The organism is Paenibacillus sp. MDMC362, from assembly GCF_003269305.1.
Lineage (GTDB): Bacteria > Bacillota > Bacilli > Paenibacillales > Paenibacillaceae > Paenibacillus_AQ.
Genome location: NZ_QLYT01000021.1, coordinates 19628 through 42029 on the forward strand (window position 1 = coordinate 19628; position 22402 = coordinate 42029).

General features: G+C 51.8%; 18 protein-coding genes and 1 pseudogene. 5 read left to right on the forward strand and 14 right to left on the reverse strand.

Annotated elements, in window-relative coordinates; translation table 11 throughout:
* Positions 1 to 138: 138 nt before the first annotated feature.
* From DP091_RS11000 to DP091_RS11045, 10 genes are all read right to left on the reverse strand, one after another.
* Positions 139 to 1590, reverse strand: a complete 1452-nt coding sequence (locus DP091_RS11000; RefSeq protein ID WP_113058368.1) for an extracellular solute-binding protein — start codon at positions 1588 to 1590, stop codon at positions 139 to 141.
* 92 nt (positions 1591 to 1682) lie between these two features.
* Positions 1683 to 2711 (reverse strand): alpha/beta hydrolase family protein, encoded by a 1029-nt coding sequence (locus DP091_RS11005; protein WP_113058369.1) that lies wholly within the window; start codon positions 2709 to 2711, stop codon positions 1683 to 1685.
* On the reverse strand, positions 2698 to 4605 hold the full coding sequence (locus tag DP091_RS11010) for an NHL repeat-containing protein (protein ID WP_113058370.1): 1908 nt from the start codon (positions 4603 to 4605) through the stop codon (positions 2698 to 2700). Before DP091_RS11010 ends, DP091_RS11005 begins: the two co-directional genes overlap by 14 nt.
* The gene (locus DP091_RS11015; protein WP_113058371.1) at positions 4586 to 5824 is read right to left on the reverse strand and encodes a DegT/DnrJ/EryC1/StrS family aminotransferase; all 1239 of its coding nucleotides are present in this window, start codon (positions 5822 to 5824) and stop codon (positions 4586 to 4588) included. The genes DP091_RS11010 and DP091_RS11015 overlap by 20 nt, the downstream gene beginning before the upstream one ends.
* Positions 5825 to 5847: 23 nt before the next feature.
* On the reverse strand, positions 5848 to 7551 hold the full coding sequence (locus DP091_RS11020; RefSeq protein WP_113058372.1) for a polysaccharide deacetylase family protein: 1704 nt from the start codon (positions 7549 to 7551) through the stop codon (positions 5848 to 5850).
* 125 nt (positions 7552 to 7676) lie between these two features.
* On the reverse strand, positions 7677 to 9272 hold the full coding sequence (locus DP091_RS11025) for an extracellular solute-binding protein (RefSeq protein ID WP_113058373.1): 1596 nt from the start codon (positions 9270 to 9272) through the stop codon (positions 7677 to 7679).
* 90 nt (positions 9273 to 9362) lie between these two features.
* Positions 9363 to 10238: a carbohydrate ABC transporter permease gene (locus tag DP091_RS11030; RefSeq protein WP_113058374.1), complete on the reverse strand. Its 876-nt coding sequence runs from the start codon at positions 10236 to 10238 to the stop codon at positions 9363 to 9365.
* 33 nt (positions 10239 to 10271) lie between these two features.
* A complete protein-coding gene (locus DP091_RS11035) occupies positions 10272 to 11234 on the reverse strand; it encodes an ABC transporter permease (protein WP_113058375.1) in 963 nt (320 codons plus the stop codon).
* Positions 11222 to 13726 (reverse strand): heparinase II/III domain-containing protein, encoded by a 2505-nt coding sequence (locus tag DP091_RS11040; protein ID WP_113058376.1) that lies wholly within the window; start codon positions 13724 to 13726, stop codon positions 11222 to 11224. Before DP091_RS11040 ends, DP091_RS11035 begins: the two co-directional genes overlap by 13 nt.
* Positions 13727 to 14089: 363 nt before the next feature.
* A complete protein-coding gene (locus tag DP091_RS11045; protein WP_113058377.1) occupies positions 14090 to 14995 on the reverse strand; it encodes a LysR family transcriptional regulator in 906 nt (301 codons plus the stop codon).
* A 144-nt stretch (positions 14996 to 15139) separates the two neighbouring features.
* On the opposite strand from DP091_RS11045, the gene DP091_RS11050 reads away from it, so the two are divergent.
* The gene (locus DP091_RS11050) at positions 15140 to 16159 is read left to right on the forward strand and encodes an alpha/beta fold hydrolase (RefSeq protein WP_113058378.1); all 1020 of its coding nucleotides are present in this window, start codon (positions 15140 to 15142) and stop codon (positions 16157 to 16159) included.
* 183 nt (positions 16160 to 16342) lie between these two features.
* On the opposite strand, the gene DP091_RS11055 is transcribed toward DP091_RS11050, so the two are convergent.
* From DP091_RS11055 to DP091_RS11065, 3 genes are all read right to left on the reverse strand, one after another.
* Positions 16343 to 16738, reverse strand: coding sequence for a VOC family protein (locus DP091_RS11055; protein ID WP_113058379.1), 396 nt, complete (start codon positions 16736 to 16738; stop codon positions 16343 to 16345).
* 23 nt (positions 16739 to 16761) lie between these two features.
* Complete coding sequence (locus DP091_RS11060; RefSeq protein ID WP_258394481.1) at positions 16762 to 17271, reverse strand: DinB family protein; 510 nt, start codon at positions 17269 to 17271, stop codon at positions 16762 to 16764.
* Between the two features lie 155 nt (positions 17272 to 17426).
* Complete coding sequence (locus DP091_RS11065) at positions 17427 to 18317, reverse strand: RCC1 domain-containing protein (protein ID WP_113058381.1); 891 nt, start codon at positions 18315 to 18317, stop codon at positions 17427 to 17429.
* A 380-nt stretch (positions 18318 to 18697) separates the two neighbouring features.
* Between DP091_RS11065 and DP091_RS32465 the strand changes: the two genes are divergently transcribed.
* From DP091_RS32465 to DP091_RS11080, 4 genes and pseudogenes are all read left to right on the forward strand, one after another.
* Positions 18698 to 18826, forward strand: a complete 129-nt coding sequence (locus DP091_RS32465; RefSeq protein ID WP_258394489.1) for a hypothetical protein — start codon at positions 18698 to 18700, stop codon at positions 18824 to 18826.
* Positions 18798 to 19013 (forward strand): annotated as a pseudogene (locus DP091_RS11070) (cupin domain-containing protein); the annotation flags it as partial. The gene DP091_RS32465 and the pseudogene DP091_RS11070, both read left to right, overlap by 29 nt.
* A 138-nt stretch (positions 19014 to 19151) precedes the next feature.
* On the forward strand, positions 19152 to 19568 hold the full coding sequence (locus DP091_RS11075) for a MerR family transcriptional regulator (protein ID WP_113058382.1): 417 nt from the start codon (positions 19152 to 19154) through the stop codon (positions 19566 to 19568).
* A 153-nt stretch (positions 19569 to 19721) separates the two neighbouring features.
* Positions 19722 to 20468, forward strand: coding sequence for an SDR family oxidoreductase (locus DP091_RS11080; RefSeq protein WP_113058383.1), 747 nt, complete (start codon positions 19722 to 19724; stop codon positions 20466 to 20468).
* A gap of 199 nt (positions 20469 to 20667) precedes the next feature.
* Here DP091_RS11080 and DP091_RS11085 read toward each other — a convergent pair whose 3' ends face one another.
* Positions 20668 to 22305 carry a Rieske (2Fe-2S) protein gene (locus tag DP091_RS11085; protein WP_258394482.1) on the reverse strand — a complete coding sequence of 546 codons (1638 nt, stop codon included), beginning with the start codon at positions 22303 to 22305 and terminating at the stop codon, positions 20668 to 20670.
* Between the last annotated feature and the right edge of the window lie 97 nt (positions 22306 to 22402).

A 22402-nucleotide genomic window follows, 5' to 3' on the forward strand; every position in this document is an offset into this window, starting at 1 on the left:
AAGCCGCAATTTATGCGGCTTTCATAATCCATATGTCATTGTCATCTGAGTCATCTGACAATTTCTACATGAAGTTCCTTCATACATTTAATTACCGCTCAAGCTACCTGACGTAATGAGACGGAATAAGAGTTTCGTTCACTTCTCCATTTCCGTTCCGGCGCCCGTCAGGCCCAGACGACTGTTGAACAGCTGCTCAATTCGAGTGCAGGTATCCGCCGGGGTTTCCATGCCTGCCCACAGCAGATTCAGCTCATCCAGGAGCGTCGATATTTCAGATTGGCTCAGGTTGAGGGTATGAAGCGGGTAAGCGTGAGGCAGCACCTCCAGAAAACGGTTATAGTGCTGCGGATGAATGTCCGGATTCAGCAGACGGTCATCCTCGGCCACCGACCGCAAAGCCGGAATGGTACAACCGTGCTTCTTCAGCAGCGTCTGCGCCTCCTCGCCTGTCATAAAATCCACGAGTTTCTCGGCGATACTCCGATGACTGCTCGCAGCGTTGATCGACAGCCCCCCTCCAAGCAGCATCGTTGCGGGCTTGGTGCCGTTCGGCAGGGTCATTACATCCCAGTCGATGGAATGATCGCGGAATTCATTCATGAAGTAATAGGTGGACATGATCATGGCAACCCGTTCCTTCATAAAGAGGCTCTCGGCCAAATGGCTGCTGCCATGGGAGAAGATCGGCGACACATGCTCCTTGTACATAAGCGATACGCAAAACTCCAAAGCTTCGATATTCCGCTGATCCGCCATCGTGCTCCGGCTGCGGTCCGCAGCCATAATGCTGCCGTCATTTTGAAGCAGGAAGACCGGCCAGCGGTTCGGAGACGAGGAGAAGCAGAAGCCGTAATGATCGGTCATTCCGTCTTCGTCCGGGGCCGATGTGCAGGCTTTGGCCGCCGCCAGCAGCTCCTTCCAGTCGCCAAGACTGATAGGGTAAGGCAGGCCGTGCTGACGGAAGATCGAACGGTTGTAGCAGATGACCACCGGAGAGAAGACAAACGGCGCCGCAAGCATGCTGCCCTCATGGTTGAACAGGTCGAACACCCTCGGATAACTGACCCCTTCCTCCCTGAGACGAGGAGGAACATATCCTGTCAGCAGATTCGTTCGCCCGCTTTCGGCCCATTCCCGGAAATGCTGATCCGACATAATAAACAGATCGGGGCCCTGACCGTCATCAATGGACCGAATGATCGTTTCGGTGTAGAAGTCCTCGGCGTACAGCACCATTTCCACCTGAACGAACGGATGCTTCCGCTCGAACGCTTCGATCATTTTTTCGATAATCGGAATTTCATAGGAGGAGGAGAACCAGGCGAGTTTCAGCACGACAGGCGTTCTGTCCTCATCCGGCTCCTTCACTCGGTTGCCCTTGCCCGCAATCTTCTCGATCAACCCTTCGTTCACCAGCTCATCCAGCGCCTTCCGAATCGAAACCCGGCTCATTTCATACTTCTGGCTAAGCGTATTTTCCGGCAAAATAAATTCACCCGGCTGCAGAACACCGGAGACGATTTCATTTCTCAATTCCTGGACAAAGCGTTCATAACGCTCATGAAATTCATTTCTTCTACGCAACAATATATACCGCTCCTATACATGTCTATAACAATCAGTATATCATGAAGAACATCAGGATTCCATGCACTCCGCTTAAAGAACGCGTATATATTTTACTCTGCAAGCTTCTTCTCAAGAAAAGCATAGGCACGCTGCCGGATATCCGGCGGGAAGTCATGCCCTTCATGGCCGAACCAGCACTCGAAAGCAGATGAAGCGCCCAGAAAATCATACAAGCCTTCCAGTTCCCCAAGACCCGATGCGATCTCACGCCAGTTCGGAAAAATTGGATCACGCGTCCCGCACCACATCAACATCGGCACCGGGGCCGCAAGCGCCGCGATTTCATGCCACTCGAACGGAAGAATGCCGTTACTCAGGCTGTCGGTTATGGAAGGGATATGGGAAAACCACTCCCGCTGCCCCCAGCGGTTCGGCTCCGGATCACCGCGGAACATCGTAAACCCGCAGCTCGAGACGACAGCCTTGATGCGTTTATCCATTCCGGCCAGAAACCAGCCGTTGTAGCCGCCAAGCGAATGACCGATGACGCCGATCCGGTGGGAGTTTACCTGCGGCAGCGAGGACAGCACATCGACCGCCGCGATATGGTCCGAGAGCATTTTACCAACCGCTGTCCACGTGGGGTGCTGCTGATAGAACGGAACCGTTTGAAATGGCGCTTCCCCTGGGTAGACCCGGTCGCCGAACGTGATGGAGTCCGGTGCCAGCACGGCAAATCCGCGCTGAACCAGCTCCAGACCATACCGTCGATTCGCCCGACCGGAAGGCAGACATACATCGTCTTTTCCGTTCTCGGTTGTCGGATGAAGAGCCAGAACAGCGGGATAACCTCCCGCAGCTGGCTTTCCATGAGGAAGCAGAAGATAAGCTTGGATCGGATCCCCTTCCGGGGAATGGTAAACGATCTTATGTCTTGTGTGATCTTCCTCGTCATGCTCTGATATCACCTGGAAGCCACCGCTGTCTGCGGCCGCACTCGGCTTGTAATCAACCGGCCCCGGGGGCTCCCCCAGTAGCTGCAACCAGCCCTCTCTCAGTCTGGACTCCTTCTCCATCCAAGCATCAAGGGTATGTATTCCCTCTAACAGCGGCATCATGTCCCCATTAAACCGATTCATAAAAGTAATTCCCCTCCTCTTCCAGCCGATACCGCCATAGCTCAGCAAAGGAACCGAAATACACGTCTCCATTCAGGCAGGCGATCCCGCTGGTCGCTTCGGCCGGTAGCCGGGCCAGCAGCTCTGGCTGCATGTTTGCAGGATTCACGGTGAACAAAGCCCTGCTCAGCAGACCCAAGAGGAATGGACGGCCTTCCCGCTCGGTCATGAGCAGCCCCTGCCGAACAATACGGCCCCATGAAGAAAGATCGCTCCGGTGAACCACTTGTTGCAGATCAGCATCATAAACGAAAAATACCGCTTCCGAGGTCAGTCCATACAGGACGCCGTTCAAGCCGGGAACCAGCTGAGCAATCTCTTTGGCTCCTTGGATCGGCACCCAGCGCCGAATCACTTTCCGGTCAGGCCAACTCAACTCATACATCGCCGCTTCCCCCGCCTTGCTGATCCCACCGCCAGGTGTTTCAATGCTGGTGCCCCCGAATACCCTGCCGTCCGGCAGCACCGCCAGTGAAAACGTGCTCTGCCCGCTGACAATTTCCTGGTGCTCTAACATCTCCACCTGACCGGCCAACACATCCACGATGCCGAGCCCGCCGCCTGCGGCACCATAACCGGGAAATCCGCCATACAGAACATGACGGCCGTCCGGATGCGCGGCCGCGCATCTCGGCCTGTGGACAGCGGCATTTTCATAGATCAGCCTTGGATTCCGGCAGAGTCCTTCTTCCGTATTCCAATCTTTCGCCGTATCCAGCAGATGGACCATGCCGCCTGCATAGGCCGCACCCACGATGATGTTCCCTTGAGCCGCATAAGCGGCTATATTGCCGCCGCCTCCGCGCTCCACAATATCGCCGCCCCAATCGGTCAGACGTCCGGCTGTGGCATCATAAGTGAACAAATGCAGCGGGTGATTCGAGGTGCCGTACAGAATGCCGTTCGGGCCACCGTACAGCGGGGAGAGCGGTGTTCCGCCTCCCTTGTAGGCAAGCGGAATCCGGCTTAAGCTCCCGTCCGCTTCCATGATGTCGATCTGCCTGTCGGACAGCTGCCATGTCAGCAGCTTTCGACCACCGCCAAGGTTCTGGTGCAGCTTGTTGTAACCTGCTCCCTTATACAGGGATGGACCTGCTTCCTCCGCCGACACCTGCTCCACCCCGTGCTCGCCCAGCCGATACCATCGTCCGTCTCCATTCTCTCCTGAAGGCAGCCAGCCGTAGACAGAGCTGTTGCAGCCCTGGAGAACGGCAGCGCTCCCGGGCATATCCGGGGGGCCCTCGAGCAATATCTCCAGCTCCCCGGTTTCCTCATGGAAGCAGGCGATGGCCGGCGATGTCGTGCCAAGTCCGGCATAGATCTTCCCGCCGCTTCCGCATGCTAGCGTCATGGCATACTTCCTCTCGGAATCCAGCCTGCATAATGTGCGAGATGAATCTGACGAAGCGTCGAGCTCAACCAAATAGCTTCCCGGGTACGTTGTGGCGATAACCCGTCCATCCCCCTTAACGGCAAACGCAAATCCTGCTTCCTCTTCCCCTTCAGGAACCCGGTGCTGTCCAACAAATGCTGGAGTGAACGGATCTACAATATAAAAATAGCGGCCTGCTCCCGTATAAAACCATCCCCGGGGATCACTGGCCGACGCGAACGGATACTGACCCTCACCCCCCGGGAAATAAAGCTGGCTGCAGCTTCCCGTCTCGGGATCCACAATCAGCACGTATCCCCGGGCTGCGATGACGATGCGTTCGGCTCCGTCGTCTCTTCGACAGACCGCCGCTGACCGGCTCTCATCTACGTCCGCGGGAACGCCGATCCGCTCAAAAGCCCCCATCCTCGCCGGGATCTTACCGCCTCCCGCTTTATCCGTATTACTCATCGCTTTTGGCATAACAAGCACCCACCTTGGCAACCGCGTGAATAATATCCTCAATATCCTCCGGCGAGTAGAATTCGTTCAGTGGAATCTGAACCGCCGTGACCAGAATCTCCTCCGCTGCTGGACACAGGCCAGGTTTATAGGAAACGCTGCTGCCGTCAAACGGAAAATGGCTTCCCGGATAAGCCTGCCGCTTCTGGAACAGCGGCTGCAAATAGCACACCTGTGGGATATAGCCGGCACGGTTCGGGATGCCCTCCGCCTCCAGCGCTCTGCAAAACTCTTCGCGGCTGCAGGTCAATTGATCCAGGTCAAGCCGCAGCATGTAGAACCAGTATGTACAGTCATGCACCAGGTCAACCTGCGGCGGAATGACACCCTTAATTCCTTGCAATCCTTCATTGAGCCGGTCGCCGTATCGCTGACGCCGCTCGCATATCCAGGGCAGCTTCTTCAGCTGAGCGATTCCGACGGCTCCCTGCAGCTCGGTCATCCGGTAATTCGGTGCAATATAACTCGTTCCTCGGTCAACCGTGGTGCCTAGACGGCGATAGTTTTTGTCCGCAAAGGCGTGAGCGGTTTCGTAATCCTCGCGCTCTCCCGAGCTGATCAGCACCATGCCGCCGTCCCCGGTGGAGATATGCTTGAAATCGTTCGTGCTGAAACAGCCGTAATCTCCGATGGTCCCGGTCAGCCTGCCCTTGTACCGGGTCAAATAGGCCTGTGCGCAATCCTCGATGACCTTGATGCCGTGCTGCTTCGCGATCTCCATAATCGGATCCATATCGCACGGATATCCCGCGAGATGGACAACGATAATGGCCTTGGTTCTCGGTGTGATGCGCGCCTCAACCGAAGCCGGATCCAAATTGTAAGTGTACGGCTCCAGATCGGCGAACACCGGGATAGCATTCTGATACAGAATCCCGATCAGCGTTCCCTGATCCGTAATCGGGCTTGTTATGACCTCATCTCCTACAGAGACGCCAGCCGCACCAAGCGCGACATGGAGGGCTGCGGTGCCGGAGGATGTCGCCACACTGTATTCCCGGCCGTACATCGCATTGAAATCGGCCAAAAACTGTTTAACCTTGGAGCCGAAATGATAAAACAGCGTGTTCTGCTCCAGCGCCTCGAGCAGCTGCGCGGCCTCCTCGTCCCCGAATCTTTTACCTGTGCCAAAAGGACCGGTCTTGACCGGCGCTCCGCCATGAATCGCTAACGTTTCCACGGTCTGATTCCTCCTCTTCGTCGTTATTCAGCTGCTGTTTTCACGCTGCTCGCCGCTTCTGCACACGGGCGCCCAAAGCGAATTTCCGTCCGTGTAGCTGATGGGGCCGACTCCTCATTTAAAGGCTGACGCACTACCGCTCCTTGCGGAAGATTCTCGGCGATCAGGATTCCGTCTGCGCCGACCCGCAGGACCGCAGCTCGTCTGGCCTGCTCCCAGCGGGTGATCTCCTCGCTCGTCCAGAATACATAACCAAGACGCTTCGCGGTTTCGACGGAAAGCGAAAGGGCACGCCGGACCTGCTCCAGGTTATGGATATGCTGCTGGTGGAACAGAAAGTGTGCGACGCCGCGGACTTCGGCCACCTTTTCGAGAAACGGGGCAATCACCGACAGATCCGATAGTGTGGGATGCTCCAGGTCCTGAGTTAGAAAGCCAATCTGAAGCACCCGGTAAAGCCGATTTTGCTCATGAGAACGAGCGATAGGATAATAGGGATGGCAGGTGCCGAACGGAAAGCCGACATTTCCTTTTTTGCTCGGCCCCCGGGTCTGATCCGCTTCAATGCCGTTCAACTCGCACCATTCATAGAGCTCTCCCCAGCCCTCAAAACGGGTATAGTGGTTCTTGTTCGATACGATTGGCGATCCGCTGGTGCTCCGAATCACGTTCAATTGACGTGTGAATTCTTCGACGCTCCATATGCCATTCTCCTGCTCCAAAGCATTGAAGTGAAAAGCCATCTCATGCCCGGCTGCCTGAATTTCCTTGTACAACGACGGGGAGTAGCCCGGGTCGATCATGCACCAGGTCGATCGGACGCCGTTATTCCGAAGCACGCTCAAGGTCGTTCGGGCCGCCTCCTCAACGTTGAAATCGCTGTCGTGCGAGATCATGGCCACCTGATGGACGCCTTCCGGCCAATAATCCAGAAAAGGAAGCGACAATCCAAGCGCATCCGCTTCCTCCATCAGCTGGCGGACAATCACCTCGCGCCACCAGTCAGCATACGGCGTATCAAAATAAGGCATCCCGGTCTCTGTCACCGAACGATCCTCATTCCAGTCCAGCTCACACCGGTCATCCGCCTTCAGAATGCCTTCGTCCACCGCTCCTGTTCCGTCCGGAGCAGGTATGCCGTCGTGCACGACAGGGCCTCCGCCCTGCTGCAGCATGACGATGTTCGCAGGAATGTCCACATTCCAGCGGATCAGCCGTCCGCCGCCGAGCGGGAACTTGATGACGGCCGCGGACGCCTCGGCGCCATCTTTCCGTAGCCGGCGCAGAACGCCGCCCGCTTCAACCGGCAAGTCAGATGTCTGCGATACCATCCACGGATCACTGATTACCGCTCTCAGAACCGGCATGCCTTGCGCATATTTTAACCCCGACAGATCGCCATACACCGCATCCCTGATGGCAAACCGGGTACAGCCCAGCCGGCCGGCCATACGGTTCAATCCACCATAGCTGATGAGCGTTGCACCCTGTCGGGCCCACCGCTCCAGTCGGTTGAGATCCTCTTCCTTCTCTCCCGCATGCAGCACGACGATGATATCAGGATGATAGGACTCAAGGGCTTTGGCATCATCAAACCTTGCATAAGGAATGCCGGCATGCCCAAGCACCTCCTCCAGATAAAGCTGAAACAGGTCTTGGCCGTGTCTCCAGAGGAACTCCGCCGACCGCTTGTTAAACCACAGACCGATTTTGGCTGTCTTTCTCATGATACATCTCTCCCTCTTCCCCTGCTCGCATTCGCATAGGTGCCTGACATCCAATGCAGAACAGGGGCAAAATGATTTGCCCCGCCGTTCTACAGATCATTTATAAATCGTCACTTTAACCAAGCTCACTTAAAAAGTGCTTTAGGATCCTTCTCTTTTATATTCGCATTGTATTCCTGGACGATCTGGGCTCCGCCTTTGTCCATGTACTCCTGAACCAGCTTTTCCCAATCGGACACGGGACGGGTGCCAGCAATCATTTTCACCTGCTCATCCATGACATACTTTTTCAGTTCTGCGCCTTTCGCGTTGTCCGTCAGCGATTCCAAACCATTGATCGGGTTGATATAGAGCTTCATATCCTTGTACATCGTTTCAATGGCAGCTACAAGATCCACCAGTTGTTGCGTCTGATACGTAATGGAATATACATTGTCCGAGTCCTGAGGTACCCAGGATGAATTATCAACATAATACGTTGAAGGCCCCAGACCGTCTCTGCCGAAGTTCTCGTTGAATACAGGCACGCCGTCTTTCATAACGTAACCTGAACCGACTTTGCCTGACCACCAGTCAAAATCGGCGTTCTTCTCATTCTTCTGATCCTGCGGATAGAATTTGCGGCCAAAATCGATCATCTCCAGCACTTTCTTCAGCTTTTCCGGCTCATCCTCAAGTTTGGCGCTCAGCACGGTAAGGCCGTTATACCCTGCTCCAGCCGTCAATCCCTTGTTTCCGTATGGGTCCTCAAACGGCTCCAGGTGTATAAACTCGGCTTCGGGATGTATCGCGAGCAGCCCGTTCATATAATCCTGCGACATGCCGCGGGGCGTCCCGATGAAGATGCCTGCCTTGCCGGAATAGAATTCCTTGTTGGTGTCTCCCCAGTTCAGAATCGCGTAGTCCTTGGTCATGGCTCCCTGCTTGTAAAGCTCGGACAGCATCGTAATAAACTCCCGTCGGCCTTCGCCGATTATGCCCGGGATGTAGTTGCCCTGCGCATCCAGATGGTACCAGGCATCCGGGTCCCAATAGGGTCCCTGGTTAAAGTTTGGATTAATATCCTGGCCGATGGCGATCCCGTACGTGTCCTTTTTGCTGTTGCCGTCCGGATCTCCGTTCGTAAACGCCAGGGCTACCTCCTTCAGCTCCTCATAATTGGTCGGTGGTTTCAGGCCAAGCTTATCAAGCCAGTCCTTGCGGATCACCGGTACCACCTGATACTTCGGGGCATATTGTGGAATCGCATAAATTTTGCCGTTTACCCGCATGGAGTCCCATATGTAATCGGGCACGGCCTTCAAGGTCGGATAATCGTTGATGTACGGCTCGAGGTCCAAAAACGCACCCTGCTTCGCAAACTTGTTGTAGCGGTTTTTCAAGTCGGTCGACATTAAGCCGATCATATCCGGAATCTGACCTGATGCGAATACAGCGTTGATCTTTTCATCAAAAGCGGTGTTCGGTACAAAAACAGGCTTGTAGTCCACATTGAATTTTTCGTTGATCATGTCAATGCCGGGGCTTGAATTCGGCGGCGGATCGCCATACCGGAAATCGATTGCGGTAATCGAAAACTTTGGATCCGCCTGCGCCGGACTCTTATCTCCCGAAGCCGGGGCTTTCGGCTGCTCCTCCGCTTTCGGCTGGCCGCCGCATGCAGCCAGGCTGATGGAGAGCAAGGCCGCCATTACTGCGGTAAGTCTGCGTTTCTTTAACATGAGTTTTCCCCCATTCATATCAATGTCGGAGTGTGACCTCCATCTATGATTCATTCGGACAGCCGCCATGGTCCGGCTGTATCGAAGTCATCAACCTTTGACCGCGCCCAGCATGACTCCCTTGGCGAAGTGCTTCTGCAGGAACGGATACACGATCAGGATCGGCAGCGTCGCCATCAGAATGGCGGCCATCTGGATCGTCTCGGGCGGCGGCGGATTTTCGAGGAACATATTATCGCCCCCGAGCGTGCCTGTCGTTTCCCCCACCACCACGATCTGTCTCAGCACCACCTGAATCGTCCATTTAGCCGGATCATTGATGTACAGAATCGGCGCAAAATAGTTGTTCCAGTGCGTGACGGCATAAAACAGGCTGAATGCCGCCAGTGCAGGCTTCGAGAGCGGCAGGATGATACGCCCGAAAATCTGCAGGTCATTCGCGCCGTCCACGATGCCTGCCTCGATCATGTCGCTTGGGATGTTCATGAAAAACTGGCGGATGACAATCAGGTTGAAGGGCGCAATGGCCACCGGCAAAATAAGCGACCAGATGGAATCGAGCAGCCCTGTTTCCTGCACGACCAGATAGGTCGGAATCATGCCCGCCGAGAACAGGAGCGCAAATACGACCATAAACATAACGGTGCGCTGACCGACGATCGGTCGGGACAAGGCGTATGCCATCGTCGCCGTAAAAAACAGATTGACGATGGTGCCAAGAACGGTAACCACCGAGGTGTTCAGCAGCGCCTGCCGGAACGTCCTGGAGGCCCAGATATATTCATAGGCATCGGTCGTCCATTTGGACGGCCATAGCAGCAGCTTGCTGCCCAGAAAATCCTCGAACGAGGAAAATGAAACCGAGAACAAATATACAAACGGAAACAGCATGACCGCGGATATGACAAGCAGTAGACTGATATTCACACCGTTAAAGAAACGGTCCGCGATGGATTTTTGCTTCATGTGTCGATCTCCTCTCTGAAAGCATCGAATCGCTTAATATACGCCCTGCTCGCCAAAACGCTTGGACAGCCTGTTAGCGGCCATGACCAGCACGAGACCGACCAGCCCCTTGAACACGCCGACCGCGGTGGAGAAGCTGTAGTCCGACTGTTGAATACCCTTGTAATACACAAAGGTGTCGAGCGTATTGCCGATGTGCATGTTGAAGGCGTTCAGCTGAAGGAACACCTGCTCGAAGCCGATCTCCAGCACGTCACCGAGTCGTATGATCAGCATGATAATGATTGTGCTGCGTATGGCGGGCAGCGTAATATGCCAGATTTGGCGGAAGCGTCCAGCGCCGTCCATGACGGCCGCCTCGTACAGAGCCGGGTTAACGCCTGCGAGCGCCGCCAGAAAGATAATCGTTCCCCAGCCGGCTTCCTTCCATATGACCTCCAGCACCAGAAAGGCACGGAAATAATCGGGTTCGGTCAGAAAAGGGATCGTCTGCTGCAGGCCGAACAGCTCTCGGAGCACATCGTTGACCAGACCTTCATTGCGGAAGAAGATCGTCACGATACCGACCACCACGACCCAGGACAGAAAATGCGGCATGTACACGATGGATTGCAGCCCTCTTTTCAGGAGCGGATTGGCCACCTCGTTCAGCATGATGGCCAGCAAGATCGGTGCCGGAAATGCGAACGCGATTTGCAGGAAGGAAATGGTCAGGGTATTCCAGATCACCTGGATCACCTCGGAGCTTTCGAAAATTCGGGCAAAGTTCGCGAATCCGACCCAAGGACTCTCCGCAAATCCCCGAAACGGACTGTATTCTTTAAAGGCAAGTGATATGCCCAGCATGGGCAGATACCGGTACACGATAAAATAGAGCAGGCCCGGCAGCAGCAAGAGGTACAAATAACGGTCCCTCCACATTCGAGTTCGGATTCGCTTCCATGCGCTCGTTTTGGCAGGAGCCGGTTTATTGATTTTCGAAGTCACGGTTTCCACATTGCTTCTCTCCCTTCCGCCTGACCACCTCTGCCGATGTTCATAAGATTCCATTCATAATAGCCGGGTGGTGCGGTTTGTTCGACTTCCACGCCGGCAGTTATCAGCTTCAGCTTGAAGGGCACTTCTACCGGATGGGGATTATGCATGAAGCAGGTTGAATCGCGGACATTGCTGTATATGCTTAGAGGCAGTTCCGCCTCGAAAACGATGTCCCCGCCGGACAGCCGCTCCGCCTTCCACAAATGAAGCTTGCCGGCACCGGAGATGCGTGCGGTATCCCCTAGGAAGGTAATGCCTCGGTAACGTGCTTCCGCAGCGTCAGCGCAGAACAGCCAGATATCCTCCGCCCCGTTCTGCCTTTCCACCGTAAAACCGCAGGTAAGGCTGCCGGCATTCTGTTCCTTTTGACGGGTATTTAGCCTTTCACCATATTGCAGCCGCGGGTTGATCAGCGTGAGAAATCGCCGTCTTACACCCTTCGTGCCACTAACAGCAACATAAGGACCGTAGCTCTCCGCCCCTGGGTATTCACGGAGGGAAAGCACCTTCTCCTCGGGAAAAGGGATCATGAGCTGTAGTGCGCCCTTCTCCCCCTGGAATGCAACGGATTCACTTTCCAGGTTCTCGCCCGGGGCCTTGGGCTCATTACCATCCAGAACCGCCGAGGTCGTATGAAACAGCAGTTCCGCCTCATCGGAATCTTGATGCAGCTCCACATCATCCACGATGACGTAATAAGCCGAATCGATATGTATGACAGATCGCTGGTAGCCTTTCAGCAGCCCCCCATAACTTTCGGTAGCGTCCCCGACAACCGCCTCGAATGACGGTAGCAGCAGTTCCTCCCGGAGATCGCCTCCTCCCAGGCGGGCCTGTCCCTGACCCTTGACGAGCAGCGAATTGTGTCCTACCGTGCCGGTCGTGTAATCCGCCTTCGGACCGGGTACATAATCCTGATAGCCAGGATTGGTCAGCAGCCATTCTCCGCCGACATTGATCACCAGATTGTTCTGGTCTCTGTGATTATGGTCCTTCGCCGAGCTGCTGGAGGTAAAGCACAGCAGATGATCCTCATCGCCCCATCCTGACCGCAGGGCGGCCCAGCCTACGCTCCGGAAGACCGCTGAAGCACATGTACCGTAAAGCTCCGACGGGCTCTTCGGAGAGGTCTCATTCCGCAAATAAAGAAGTGAATTGTGATGTGCCGCAGCATGCTTCTGCAAGTACCACACTGCTGCCGGATGGTCGTAATGGGTAGCTGTCATGGCCATGAGATATGTGATATCGAGCTTGGAAAATGAATCCGACAGATTCGGGAACGAGCTCTCCTCCCCCGGCGCCATCAGCCGAAAAAAACGCTCGGGAAGCTCTTCCCGTAAATACGGGTCCTGAACCAGGCTGTCATCGCCGCTGATTCTCCTGTAAAGATCAGCCGCCATCCAGGCATGTCGTGCTGCCACATTGTCGTACAATAGCCCCTCTGTTTCGCCGGACACCCGTTTTCGCTCCAAATAACGCTGAAGATAAGTAAGTCCCGCGTTTAAATATTTGGCGGCAAACGAGATCTCATCCATGATAGCCGCCGCACCGTACACCATCGCCACCTGCTTGGCTGCCACAATATTGTGCATATCGCTGCTTCCGATATCGATGGCCAGCGGCTGCAGCCCTTTTTCCAGAATGGCTTGGCGAATGGATCGCCGCTCATCCCCCGTTAGAAGACTGTGAATCGCATCATAGGCACTCGAAACGCCAAGCAGCAGGTGGGCGTTGCTCAAATTTCCTTCCGCACCCCGCTCGTCAAACTCATACCATTTGCCGAAGGAGGTCAGAGACAACAGATGTTCCTTCACTCGCACCGCATATTTACTCTCATTCGTCACCAGGAAAGCCGTGGACATCACGACCAGCCGATCCTCAATCGCTCTGGCATACATCGTCCAGAAAGGGAAGAAGGTGTGGCCTTGCGGTTCGGGCACCCGCTTGGGCTCCGTCAGAGGCAGCTCAACCTTCCACTGATCCGATATGGACGGATACAGCACCTCGAAACTTTCTTCCTCCACATAGGCGTCCGCTTTTGCCAAATATTCCTCCCATAGCCGAGATGCATCGATGATCCTCGCAGAACGGGCGTCACCCGACTTAATCCGTTCCCGAAATGCCTTGAGTTCTTCTTCCGAAAACAATATTCTCGGATGTTCCTGCAGCTTCATGATTGAAGCCTGACCTGCCGGCTGTACCCGCACCTTCCAGATGTACGCTGATGGTCTATCGCTCTGGGAATATACGGTGACTTCCGTCTCGCCGGGCTTCAGCCCGGTTATCAGGCTTCCGTTCAGCCCAAGAATCTCCGGATCGCTGCAGGTCATTCTATAGGCAGAATCCGATTGGGGTTCTAGTCTCCCGCAGGGTTGCTCTAACATGAAGCTCAGCCGGTGCTCCTCCCCCGTCTCCAGCAGCGAGGGCTTTATAAATTCCGTTCGAAGCATTAATCTCAGCTCCTCCGTTAATAAGTGAGTTTCTTACTGTACAACCGACCAAGAAAACGCTGTCATAATTTAATGGCGAACAATACCCAATGGAGGTCAATCTGCGTTTATACCCTTCTGGGCAACTCGCTTACTTTCGGGCCCTCATTAACATACATGTATATTACTTGTATTTTAAACGATCTGTCAATTCAAATTTTTACATTAGATTCGCTGACTTTTCTTTCATCCCAATGTGGTTATCTCTTTCTGTTCACCTCGTTTTCAATATAATGATTTGGGTTCGCAAAACAAAAAGCCGCTAATTTAGCGACTTTCGAATGGTATTTGGTTCGTCCTTGTCTCTCGACAGCTGTATAGGGGCTATACGGTTTCCTCCTCCTCTACAGCAATAACCTCCCTTGCAGCTTCTATGAAAGAAAATATGATAGGTGAAAGCCACTTGTCTTTATGCCATAACATTTGTGTATACACATGCAAGTCCGGAATTTGCCATGGTATGGCAACAAGTTCGCCCCGTTCGACCTCGGCTTCCGCGACGATTTCAGGAAGAAAGGCAATGCCGATTCCCGTAATGGCGCATTGTTTAATGGCTTCGGCACTTTGAAACTCTAAATAAGTAATACTATCAATGCCCTCTTTCTCAAATGACCGGTCAAACATGGTTCGATAGGGACAACCCTTTTCATTCGTCAGGAACACTTCACCGTGGAAATCTTCCAGCTGCAGTACCGTTCGTTTTGCAAGCGGGTGGTTCGGAGCGGCGAATAATCGGAAAGTTTCCTCCACGATCGGCTCCACCGCAAGTCCGCTCGAGCGAATAGGTTCGTCCAACATAAAGACGACATCTGCGGTTCCCTCAAAGAGCGTTTGCTTGAGTTCCTGATTGGGAACGGAGCGGAAGATGAGGCGCACGCCCGGATGGCGCGAACGAAAACGTTGAAAGACAACGGGAAGCCGATAGGCGCAAAGAACTTCGTTAGCGCTAATCGTTAGGGTGCCGCTCAAGTTTTCATTGTCATGAACGACGCTGCGAGCTTCGTCCAATTGATTTAGCACGCCTTCGATATGAGTCAAAAAGCGCTTACCCGCAGTCGTCAGAACGAGCTGCTTGCCCAAGCGGTCAAAGAGACGAACCCCAAGTTCATCCTCCAATGCTTTCATTTGCATCGTGACGTTGGAGGGGACATAGTTCAGCACTTCCGCAGCCCGACTAAAATTTAAAGTTGTGGCAACCGTGCGGAACGTATTCAGTTGGCGCAATTCCATCATACGATCCCCCTTTTACTTTCAAAATTATTGAATATAGCTATGAAATTCATTCACTTTTATTGAGAGTATCACGGAACTATACTAACAACAAGAATTACATTCTAAATATATGGTTTCATTTTGAAGGGAGTAAACAATACGATGGACTATGAGATTTTTGATTTGGGTGACGTTACCTTGCAATCCGGAGCGACGTTACCGAACGCTTTTCTTGCTTATAAGACATACGGACGATTGAATGAAAAGAAAGATAATGTCATCGTCTATCCAACGGCTTTTGGCGACCACCATGTTCAGAATGAGTGGTTGATTGGAAATGACATGGCGCTAGATCCGAGAGATTATTTCATTATCGTTCCAAATCTGCTGGGCAACGGATTATCTTCGTCACCCAGCAACACGCCTCCCCCATTCGACCGGGCTAATTTTCCGCAGGTAACCATCTATGACAACGTTAAGTTCCAGCATCGGCTGGTCACCGAAAAATTCGGCATTCATAAGATTGCACTCGTCGTTGGATGGTCCATGGGAGGCATTCAAGCATTCCAGTGGGGAGCAAGTTATCCAGGTATGGTGGAACGAATTGCCCCCTTCGCCGGTGTTGCCAAGACTTGGCCTCAAACGTATGTCGTCTTGGAAGGGATGAAAGCTGCACTCATATCTGCAGTCGGCTCCAATTCAAGTAAACTAGACCAGTTGACTTCTGCAGACATGCGTGCCGTTGGCCGTGTCTATGCGGGATGGGGGGTATCTCATGCGTTTTACAGAATGGAACTTTATCGTGAGCTAGGATTTGACGCATTGGCGGATTTTGTGGCTGGCTTTTGGGAGGAAAGCTTTATGCAGATGGATCCGCACAATGTCCTAGCCATGTTATGGACAGGACAACATGCAGATATTAGCGCAAACTCCTCTTATAACGGAGATTTCGATAAGGCGCTCAGAAGCATCAAAGCACTTGCCTGCGTCATGCCAGGAAGCACGGATCTCTTCTGCACGGCGGACGATAACGAATACGAGGCTAAGCTTATTCCTAATGCTGTTTTTAATCCGATCGAGTCGGTCTGGGGGCATTTTGCTGGTCGCGGTATCAACCAAGCCGATAATAAATGTATTGATGACAACCTTAAACGCTTGTTGGCGCTTAGTACAAACGGATAGATCATCTCCCGATACTGCAAAATATCAACTTGATTTCTCGAACTTTATTTTAGTAGGTATGATTGGAACATGGCTCTCGTCCGTAATGAACTCTCAAGAAGCAACGACCCTTCCCGATCGTAATATGAGGTCACCAGAACTTGCTGGTCGACCTTTTTTTTGCGTTTCGTATTTACTTCGTCACTAGGTTAATTGCTGTGCAATCTCCCAGACATGTCCTGCCGGATCCATGAAAGCAGCAGTGCGTACTCCCCAAGCTCGGTCCACTGGACCGTTAAGTAGAGCAACTCCATGTGGTTTCAATTCATCGCACACTGCATCTACATCATCCACCCGGATGGTAAACTGGAAACGAGATCCGGATTCCCGGTTTGCGACTGTTCCAGGTTGAATCAGACCGTATGCTTCGGAAATATCCAGGAGATTTATGCTCATATTTCCGAAGTTGAATACCGCAGAAACAGCGTCTACATATACGGCGGATAATCCGAATACATCTTGATAGAACGCCCTTACCCTTTGCAAATCCTCTACAAACAAAGTTGTCACATCAATATTCAAGGATCCTAAAGTTTCCATACCTATACTCCTTCACATTAAAATTAAAACTCAAGTTTTTGTTCCAGTTCGGCCTTTTGGCGTAAGTGATGGCGGAAATGCATACCGACCAAATCGAACCACTCCCGTGCGTTGAGCCACCCAAATCCTTCATGTCTGACTTTGTAATTTGGGTTTATTGCATGTAAGTTCTCCTCCCATTCATACATTCTCTGAAGCACCGTATCGAGTCCGTGAATGAGATCATCCACGGTTTCCGAATTACTTGGGGTATTCTCAGGCCCATCCGGTAATCTGATTTTTATCGGAGGAAATGAACCGGCGCAAAACAATTGGCTGCCAGCCTCTGTCTTTCCTTGCAGCTGCACTTCACTCATGGTCGCACATCTTTGCACTTGGTCAAGGTAATCGAGAGCAGTGAGGATCATATGGTCATACATCTGGCCGATTGACCATACCCCTCGTTCAGATACATATCTTAATTGATCGATGGAATACTGCTGCAGATTGATCTTGTATAAATCGATTAGTTCCGAATCATTCAATTGCCTCACCTTCCCATCACGTCAAATGAACCCATTTTCATCCTATTACAGCAGAGGATTTGATATTTCTTTTTGTTTGCTATTTTGTCTTACTTTTCAGAGTCAAGCAATTTCACAATTCAGGCATGGCTCACAATAATATATGTATCCTTACATATTGCAATTTAATTACTGGGCAGTTGGATACCATGCCAACCGCTTACATCGCATTGGCCATATTCATTATCGCCTACAGCCACCACCGTGCCGTCCGATTTTACGCCGAGAGTATGAACGCAACCCGCAGCAATTGATACCATATCGCGCCAGCCGCTTACATTGCATTGGCCACGCTCATTCCATCCCACAGCCTTCACCGTACCGTCCGATTTTAGGCCGATGGTATGATAGCTACCCGCCGCTATCGCCACCATATCGCGCCAGCCGCTTACATCACATTGGCCATACTTATTTAAACCCGCTGCCACCACCGTGCCGTCCGACTTAAGCCCGACAGTATGAAGATACCCCGCCGCTGCAGCCACAATGCCGCTCCAGCCGCTTACATTACATTGGCCATAACGATTGTTGCCCACAGTTGTCACCCTTCCATTCGATTTAAGCCCGACGGTATGCCAATCACCAGCCGCAACCGCAACCATATCTCCCCAGCCGCTTACATTGCATTGGCCTTCATGATCACGACCCACAGCCACCACCGTGCCATCCGATTTAAGCCCGACGGTTCGACGCCAACCCGCCGCTACCGCCACGATGTCACGCCAGCCGTTTACATTGCATTGGTCATGCTTGTTCCAACCCACAGCTGCCACGGTGCCGTCCGACTTAAGCCCTACGGTATGAGCATTACCCGTGTTCGTCGCCATATGAACATTACCCGCCGCTACCGCCACCATATCTTTCCAGCCGCTTACATCGCATTGGCCATATTTATTATCACCTACAGCTGTTACCGTACCGTCCGAATTAAGTCCTACGGTATGACGACAACCCGCTGCTATGATATCTTTCGGTATTGCCCATACCTTGCTATATCCAAGTTCACCCTTTTCCATCAAGCTCTCCTCCTCGTTTGATCCTTCTAACTTCGATCATACAACATTCATGCAAGTTCTCGTTTGTTTAACCTCCAATCCTTGTGGGGATGGCTGTAAATCTCAAGATGTTGTCATTGTAGTTCAGGGTTTAACTTTAAGGAAGGTATAGCCAATGGGGCAAAAACCTTTATACCGAACCAAATTTCCAAAAGACTTCTCGTGAGCATCACCACATGGAGAAGATATGAAGATCTCGGTTTGGTCCCGGGCGTACCTCGGACAACCAGAAATAGACGATATTATTACACCTTAGCTCCCGAACTGAATTGCTTGCGTTAGAGGTAACTTTAAGATTTATACTTATTCCTAACCAAGAAATGAATGGAGGAATGAATAATATGGCAGAAAAACAAACGGCTGGACGTCATTTACTCGGCGAGTTTGCACCTAAATTCGCTCAACTCAATGATGACGTTTTATTTGGTGAGGTATGGTCCTGGTCAAGTCTTATTGGTGACAGGTGGTGAGGGATGGTATCAAGAAGAGGGTAAACCGGCTCAATTGCTTAAGAACGGAGATGTTGTAAATATCCCACCACAGGTCAAGCACTGGCATGGGGCCACAAAGGACAGCTGGTTTGTGCACTTAGCCCTTACGCCAGGGGAAACGGAATGGTTAGAACCTGTTCATGATGAGATCTATAACTCGTTATAAAAAGAAATGCATCGACCCCATGGGTTCGGTGCATTTTTTCGGGATCAGCAAATTGACATCCATACAAACTGTATGATACTATCCTCCCTATTCGTAGAGTGAACTCAAAGTCTATAGTTGTTAATTAGGAGAGATATAATGAAGACATATTCGATCAGTGAAGCAGCAAAGGAATTAAATGTCACAACTTATACGCTGCGTTACTATGACAAGGAAGGTCTTATGCCTTTTGTTGGACGCACGGCAAGTGGCCAACGTTTGTTTAAAGAATCGGATCTTGCCGCTTTAAAGGTAATTGAATGTTTGAAATCCACTGGCATGCAAATCAAGGAAATAAAGACCTTCATAGATTGGGTAACTGATGGAGATGCCACATTGCAGCAACGATTCGACATGTTTATGGAACGAAAAGCTATAGTGGAAAAACAGATGGAAGAACTAAAACAAACCATGGAACTGGTCGAGCACAAATGTTTATACTACAAAACGGCATTAGAAGCCGGAACTGAAGATATTCATAAACAAAACAAAATAGAAATTCCTAGTTCTAACTAATAGATGAGCCTCCTGTAATTTTATGGATCAATACGGGCGGCTCTTTCTTTTATATTTTATACGTTAGCCGATCTCTAAATTGTTAAAATCCTCCCTTGCTTTAGAGTTAACTCTATGGATTACACTCAACATATACTTAAAGGAGGAATCGAGATGACGATTGAAAACAAAGTAGTTATAATCACTGGAGCTTCTTCCGGAATTGGAGAAGCTACTGCAAAATTATTGGCAAGTAAGGGTGCAAGAATTGTTATGGGCGCACGCCGCGAAGACAAATTAAAAGCCTTGACTGAAGAAATTCAGAAAGCTGGTGGACAAGCTGCTTATCGTGTAACAGATGTTGTTAATCCAGATGATAGTCATAAGCTTGTTCAGCTAGCTAAAGACGCTTTTGGCGGTGTCGATGTAATCTTCTTGAACGCTGGACTAATGCCGAATTCCCCCCTGTCCGAATTAAAAACAGACGAGTGGCACCAGATGGTTGACGTTAATATTAAAGGTGTATTGAATGGTATCGCCGCAGTATTGCCAACATTCACATCGCAAAAATCCGGACATATTATCACTACTTCATCCGTGGCCGGGCTCAAAGCTTACCCGGGCGGTGCGGTTTATGGCGCAACAAAGTGGGCTGTTCGGGATTTGATGGAAGTGTTGCGCATGGAATCAGCCCAAGAAGGTACGAACATCCGCACAGCAACGATATATCCCGCGGCGATCCAAACGGAATTGTTGGATACGATTACGGATAAGAATATTTCTGAAGGTATGACTGCGTTGTACGAACAATATGGTATTTCACCTGATCGAGTAGCCAATGTAGTCGCATTCGCGATTGATCAGCCAGAAGATACGAACGTTAATGAATTTACAATTGGACCAACAAAGCAACCTTGGTAATACTCACAAAATAAAGCTAAGAGCTATTCAGCTACTAAAAGATCAGGCTGTCGAGAAGACCTCGGCAGCCTTGTTATATGTTCATAATAAAAAAGACCCTCAAAGAGAGCCTTTTTTAGGTTAATGCTAAGAATGTTGATTAAGGATGATTCCGCTAACATCTCTGCGCTGCAATCGTTGTACCGGCTTTCTCACTTCATTATTCTTCGAACAATTTCTCGCCGCGATGGAGTCGCCATGCAATTTTAGCTGTATGCGGCTTCTCACGGGAAGTCGGGGCATGCGACGCCAAATAACGGGTAACCGCAAGGATCAGCGTTTCGCGGGCCTTCTCTGCAAACGGTCCAGACTCGGAAGCCCAGCGGTCATATTCCGCCACGGCCGCCTCGTACATCTGGAAGGTATGGAATTCTGCATCCTCTCGAAGGAGCGCATGACCCAATACGTTGAATAAAGGTTCTGGTTTTCCGCCGCTGCGCAGATAACGGATCACCCATGCCGCCGCCGGCGCGACTTGCTGTTGCTTGTTGAGAATCTCAAGCAGCTCGTCTGGCTGTGGTACTTCCTCTGCTGCACCCACTGCTTCTGGTCTGGGTGCAGCCGGGACGTTCAAAAACCGGTCGAGGTAAATCGTAGCCGCAGTATGAAAAATACCGCGAACCAGCCATAAATCTTCGGAGCGGATCAAACCTTCGTGAACGGCGTGAGCATGCGTAAAGGTGTGCAGCACCGAGATCCAGTCCCCGAAATCGTTATGCATATGGAAGCGAACGATACGTTCTGCCGCAGCCAATGCGGCAATTTGCGAGATGCGCACTGCAGAGGCGCCTCCGAGTAAAGCATCCTTCAATATGTGTACTGTCCGAAGCGGATCATCGCCAAGCAGGACTTGAAGCAGCGCCTCGTCATCGATGCCAGAACCCCCGCTTCCTGTTGAGACGCCTTTTTGTGACAGCTCCTCAAACGCTTCCTTTATCGGCCGAACCAAATTGACCGGGGACTGCCAGCTATGAAGCTCTTCGCTCCGAGATGCGTTCCCAAACATCGGAACGAGTGAAGCGAGTACATATTGGTGCTGCTCGTGCCTGACGTACTTCAAACTCTCAAATGCTTTATTATGGAAGTCTAGCGTATGGCCTCCATTAATATAGAAATGATCCGTCGCCGCCATGCTCATCATAGAAAATAATCGCTTCTTATCGGTCCCCGCTTGCACGGCGGTCAGCAATACCCGTTCCGCACCGCGTGTATCCCGAACCTCAATGCAATCGCGATACCATCCCGTCAACCGTTCTTCGGAAACGCCTGCATCCGGAAGTGGATCGAGCAAGAATCGCGTGCCGCTGCCGGCCGATTCGCGCGCCGTGTGCAGGAATCCTTGAAACAACGCGAGGATCCGGCCTTGTTTATCGAGTTTTGGCAGGACGTTGACCATCGCGGTCAGAATCGTTAATCCAGAGCCCCACCCTTGCCTGCGCTGTTTGACCCCAAATTTGATCCCAATCGCGGCAATTTCCGTCTCTGGGACGCCCGCCTCCATTAATCCGACTATAGCCTTGGCTATGACAAGACCGATATTTTGCTCTAGGCCGCTCAGAAGTCGGTCTTTATACAGCTGTACTTGATTGCTGTTCCTGGATTTTGGGTTGACCCATATCAAACCGTCATGAATGGTTATATCGTGTACCGATACATCGTCCGCCCAAGGGTCAAGTGTTCCGCCGCTGCATACGTCAAATCGGGCATGATGCCAATGGCATGTCAAAATTCCGTTGCATAGACTTCCCATGTGGAGCGGAAAACCGAGGTGAGGGCACCGGTTGTCAAGCGCGTGCACTTCATCCTCGTGATAAAATACTACGATGCCCCCTTGATCAGCTTCGGTCCTCCTCGAAGATCATCCACTGTACCCGCCTGAATCCAACCATTCATGA

Coding starts and splice junctions, on each gene's coding strand:
- DP091_RS11005 (WP_113058369.1), bottom strand. CDS start 2,711: ATGAATCGGTTTAATGGGGACATGATGCCGCTGTTAGAGGGAATACAT.
- DP091_RS11010 (WP_113058370.1), bottom strand. CDS start 4,605: ATGCCAAAAGCGATGAGTAATACGGATAAAGCGGGAGGCGGTAAGATC.
- DP091_RS11020 (WP_113058372.1), bottom strand. CDS start 7,551: ATGAGAAAGACAGCCAAAATCGGTCTGTGGTTTAACAAGCGGTCGGCG.
- DP091_RS11025 (WP_113058373.1), bottom strand. CDS start 9,272: ATGTTAAAGAAACGCAGACTTACCGCAGTAATGGCGGCCTTGCTCTCC.
- DP091_RS11030 (WP_113058374.1), bottom strand. CDS start 10,238: ATGAAGCAAAAATCCATCGCGGACCGTTTCTTTAACGGTGTGAATATC.
- DP091_RS11040 (WP_113058376.1), bottom strand. CDS start 13,726: ATGCTTCGAACGGAATTTATAAAGCCCTCGCTGCTGGAGACGGGGGAG.
- DP091_RS11045 (WP_113058377.1), bottom strand. CDS start 14,995: ATGGAATTGCGCCAACTGAATACGTTCCGCACGGTTGCCACAACTTTA.
- DP091_RS11050 (WP_113058378.1), top strand. CDS start 15,140: ATGGACTATGAGATTTTTGATTTGGGTGACGTTACCTTGCAATCCGGA.
- DP091_RS11055 (WP_113058379.1), bottom strand. CDS start 16,738: ATGGAAACTTTAGGATCCTTGAATATTGATGTGACAACTTTGTTTGTA.
- DP091_RS11065 (WP_113058381.1), bottom strand. CDS start 18,317: ATGGAAAAGGGTGAACTTGGATATAGCAAGGTATGGGCAATACCGAAA.
- DP091_RS32465 (WP_258394489.1), top strand. CDS start 18,698: ATGGCAGAAAAACAAACGGCTGGACGTCATTTACTCGGCGAGTTTGCA.
- DP091_RS11075 (WP_113058382.1), top strand. CDS start 19,152: ATGAAGACATATTCGATCAGTGAAGCAGCAAAGGAATTAAATGTCACA.
- DP091_RS11080 (WP_113058383.1), top strand. CDS start 19,722: ATGACGATTGAAAACAAAGTAGTTATAATCACTGGAGCTTCTTCCGGA.